Annotated in this window: 7 protein-coding genes; 3 read left to right on the top strand and 4 right to left on the bottom strand. The window is 40.8% G+C overall.

What is annotated here, in order from left to right:
- Nucleotides 1-37 precede the first annotated feature (37 nt).
- On the top strand, nt 38-283 hold the full coding sequence (locus ABUA47_RS17625) for an RNA recognition motif domain-containing protein (RefSeq protein WP_005830186.1): 246 nt from the start codon (nt 38-40) through the stop codon (nt 281-283).
- A gap of 264 nt (nt 284-547) precedes the next feature.
- On the opposite strand, the gene rplI is transcribed toward ABUA47_RS17625, so the two are convergent.
- Genes rplI through rpsF form a run of 3 tightly spaced genes read right to left on the bottom strand, consistent with a single transcriptional unit; the run spans nt 548 to nt 1,632 of the window.
- Nucleotides 548-997, bottom strand: coding sequence for a 50S ribosomal protein L9 (rplI, locus tag ABUA47_RS17620; RefSeq protein WP_005830185.1), 450 nt, complete (start codon nt 995-997; stop codon nt 548-550).
- 15 nt (nt 998-1,012) lie between these two features.
- Complete coding sequence (gene rpsR, locus ABUA47_RS17615; protein WP_004288442.1) at nt 1,013-1,285, bottom strand: 30S ribosomal protein S18; 273 nt, start codon at nt 1,283-1,285, stop codon at nt 1,013-1,015.
- Between the two features lie 2 nt (nt 1,286-1,287).
- A complete protein-coding gene (gene rpsF, locus ABUA47_RS17610) occupies nt 1,288-1,632 on the bottom strand; it encodes a 30S ribosomal protein S6 (RefSeq protein ID WP_005657357.1) in 345 nt (114 codons plus the stop codon).
- A gap of 159 nt (nt 1,633-1,791) precedes the next feature.
- Here rpsF and ABUA47_RS17605 point away from each other — a divergent pair, with 159 nt between their 5' ends.
- Nucleotides 1,792-2,238: a MarR family winged helix-turn-helix transcriptional regulator gene (locus tag ABUA47_RS17605; protein ID WP_005830183.1), complete on the top strand. Its 447-nt coding sequence runs from the start codon at nt 1,792-1,794 to the stop codon at nt 2,236-2,238.
- Between the two features lie 200 nt (nt 2,239-2,438).
- Nucleotides 2,439-2,615 (top strand): hypothetical protein, encoded by a 177-nt coding sequence (locus ABUA47_RS17600; RefSeq protein WP_005830181.1) that lies wholly within the window; start codon nt 2,439-2,441, stop codon nt 2,613-2,615.
- Between the two features lie 89 nt (nt 2,616-2,704).
- Here ABUA47_RS17600 and ABUA47_RS17595 read toward each other — a convergent pair.
- A partial coding sequence (locus ABUA47_RS17595; RefSeq protein WP_349831835.1) for a response regulator transcription factor occupies nt 2,705-3,209 on the bottom strand: 505 nt, incomplete at its 5' end.

Raw genomic sequence — 3,209 nt, 5'->3', positions numbered from 1 at the left:
CCTTTATTGAATTATTAATTTTTTATTTTTGTATTTTATGAATATGTACATTGGAAACCTTAGCTACAACGTTAGGGAATCAGATTTGAGACAAGTAATGGAAGAGTATGGAACAGTAGAATCAGTAAAACTGATTATGGACCGTAATACAAACAGATCAAAAGGTTTTGCCTTCGTAGAGATGCCCGAAGCTGCTGAAGCCCAACAAGCAATCAACAAACTGAATGGAGCAGAATATGTAGGCCGCCAAATGGTAGTGAAAGAAGCATTGCCAAGAAACTAAAAGAATTATTGGCTGACAATAAGGCAAAGAGCATACCCCTGAGTGGATATGCTCTTTTTTTTGCATTAGTAACCTCGTAAAGAGACACAAGAGTATTCTTGCCAAACCTCTATACCGCGCGCGTAAACCTCTACTTCAGATTCGTAAACCTCTATAACCGCAGCTTTACGTATCCCTCAATAAGCTCACACACATACGCTCCGAACATAGAAAAGCCCGGTCCTTTATCAGAACCGGGCTTCCTTATCATTATGAAGTCTTTTCTTATGCTTCTTCAGCAACTACTTCGAAAGGAATTTCTACAGAAACTTCCTTGTGCAGCTTAACGATAGCCTTGTAGTTACCAACTTCTTTCACTGCGTCCTTAACAACGATAATCTTACGATCGATGTTGTGACCCAATTTAGCCAACTCTTCAGCAATCTGGATGTTACCAACAGAACCGAAGATAGTACCAGTAGAGCTAACCTTAGTAGCAATCTTCAATGATACGCCTTCCAGCTTAGCAGCCAGTTCTTCAGCATCCTTTTTGATTTTCTCCAGCTTGTGAGCACGTTGTTTCAGCTCTTCAGCCAACATTTTCTTTGCAGCCGGTGAAGCGATGACAGCTTTACCAGTCGGGATGAGGTAGTTACGACCGTAACCAGACTTTACTGTTACGATGTCGTTCTTATAACCCAAGTTTACAATGTCTTCTTTCAATATAATTTCCATACTTTCCTCCTCCTATTATTTCATCATGTCAGTTACATAGGGCAGCAACGCCAAGTGACGTGCTCTCTTCACAGCTTGAGCTACACGACGTTGGAACTTCAAAGAAGTACCGGTAATACGACGCGGAAGGATTTTACCTTGCTCATTCAAGAATTTCTTCAAGAATTCGGGATCTTTGTAGTCGATGTACTTAATACCGCTCTTTTTGAAACGGCAGTATTTTTTCTTCTTAACGTCTACTGAGGGCGGAGTTAAATATCTGATTTCTGATTGAACTTGTTGTGCCATGATTAATCCTCCTTTTTAGTTGATTTAACACTTCTTCTCTTCGCAGCATATTCAGCAGCGTACTTGTCTTGCTTGAAAGTCAAGAAACGGATAACGCGCTCGTCACGACGGAAGTTTATTTCCAGTTTCTCAATGACAGTAGGTTCTGCATTGAACTCAATCAGCTGATAGAAACCGGTTGACTTCTTCTGGATAGGATATGCCAGCTTCTTCAGTCCCCAGTTTTCTTCATTTACAATCTCAGCACCTTCAGCAGTAAGGATGCCTTTGAATTTTTCTACCGCTTCCTTCATCTGAACATCAGACAAAACGGGAGTCAAAATGAAAACGGTTTCGTATTGATTCATACTCGTTTAATTAAATAAATAAATTATTCGTTTTAAAAATGCGGTGCAAAGGTAGACATTTTATTTTGAACTACAAACATTTAATGTTTTTTTGTGTAGGGATATAGGAATTGTCTTCGGCTTGCACTATCTTTGCAAAGTTGTTTAAACAATAATTTCATGATAGAGCAATTCAACTTTGATATCCGCCTTATCTTTGCCATACTGAACGGTAAAGTGTCGGCTGCCATTAACCGAAAGCTGTCCCGCAACTTCCGCCAGAACGGTTTGGAGATTACTCCGGAACAGTGGACCGTCCTCATCTTCTTATGGGAAAAGGACGGGGTGACGCAACAAGAGTTGTGTAATGCAACTTTCAAAGACAAGCCCAGCATGACGCGCTTGATAGACAATATGGAGCGTCAGCATCTCGTCGTGCGCATATCGGACAAGAAAGACCGCCGAACCAATCTGATACATCTGACCAAGGACGGCAAGGAGCTGGAAGAACGCGCGCGCGTCATTGCCAACCAGACCCTCAAAGAAGCCTTGAAAGGCATCACCATTGAAGAGCTCAGTGTGAGCCAGGAGGTACTGAGGAAGATTTTCTTCAATACGAAGGACTAAGATATAGGGATTAGGGGTTAAGGATTAGAGATTAAGGGAGGAGAAAACAAGGGGATGAAGCGTCATTTTTCATTCCTCATCTTCCATTCTTTATTAAAATATGGATTTTTTGCAAAAATAATTTCGCTTGTTAAAGAATTATGCTTTTCTTTGTGACAAGAATACGAAAGAATATAATAATCTAATTAAAATACACACACATGAAAGGCTTATTAAAAAATCTGGGATTGATATTAGTCGTAATAGGAGCTGTAATCCTGGTTGCATGTTCTTTTACCGGCAATGTTAACAACAATGCCATCTTGGGCAGTTCTGCCGTTTTGGTTGTAGTGGGATTGATTTCCTACATTGTCATCAACAAGAGAATTGTCGACTAATATCAAAAGAAAAGAAATAAAGAAGGCGGTTAGCATATACATGCAGACCGCCTTTTTTATTTTCTCTCCCCCAGAGGAGCCGAGTCTCATCAAGACTCAGCTTCCGGAGTAATCAGTTTATATCCTTTTCCGTGAATGTTGATGATTTCAATCGAATCATCTTCTTTCAGGTGCTTACGAAGCTTTGTGATATATACATCCATACTACGTGCATTGAAATAGTTGTCATCAATCCAAATAGTCTTCAACGCAAAGTCACGCTGCAGAATTTCGTTGGCATGTGCACAAAGCAAGCCCAGCAGTTCGGATTCTTTGGTGGTCAGTTTAGTCTGCTTCTCGGCAGTCGCCAGAATCTGTTTCTGCGTGTCGAATGTAAACTTACCAATCTTATAGATGTTGCTCTCCTTGTTCTTCTTTCCGCGAACACGTCTCAGGATAGCTTCAATTCTGAAAGTCAGCTCTTCCATACTGAAGGGCTTGGTGATGTAGTCATCGGCACCAATCTTGAAACCTTCCAGAATATCTTCCTTCAATGTTTTTGCCGTCAAGAAGATAATAGGTATTTCGGCATTGGCCGCACGCACTTCTTGTGCC

This window comes from Bacteroides sp. RTP31139st1_H2_RTP31139_211217 (assembly GCF_040227615.1).
Taxonomy (GTDB): domain Bacteria; phylum Bacteroidota; class Bacteroidia; order Bacteroidales; family Bacteroidaceae; genus Bacteroides; species Bacteroides uniformis.
This window is presented reverse-complemented; position numbering and strand designations above follow the sequence as displayed.

Bases quoted from the DNA above. Each gene is read 5' to 3' on its own strand.
- ABUA47_RS17625 (WP_005830186.1), top strand. From the start codon at position 38: ATGAATATGTACATTGGAAACCTTAGCTACAACGTTAGGGAATCAGAT.
- rplI (WP_005830185.1), bottom strand. From the start codon at position 997: ATGGAAATTATATTGAAAGAAGACATTGTAAACTTGGGTTATAAGAAC.
- rpsR (WP_004288442.1), bottom strand. From the start codon at position 1,285: ATGGCACAACAAGTTCAATCAGAAATCAGATATTTAACTCCGCCCTCA.
- rpsF (WP_005657357.1), bottom strand. From the start codon at position 1,632: ATGAATCAATACGAAACCGTTTTCATTTTGACTCCCGTTTTGTCTGAT.
- ABUA47_RS17605 (WP_005830183.1), top strand. From the start codon at position 1,792: ATGATAGAGCAATTCAACTTTGATATCCGCCTTATCTTTGCCATACTG.
- ABUA47_RS17600 (WP_005830181.1), top strand. From the start codon at position 2,439: ATGAAAGGCTTATTAAAAAATCTGGGATTGATATTAGTCGTAATAGGA.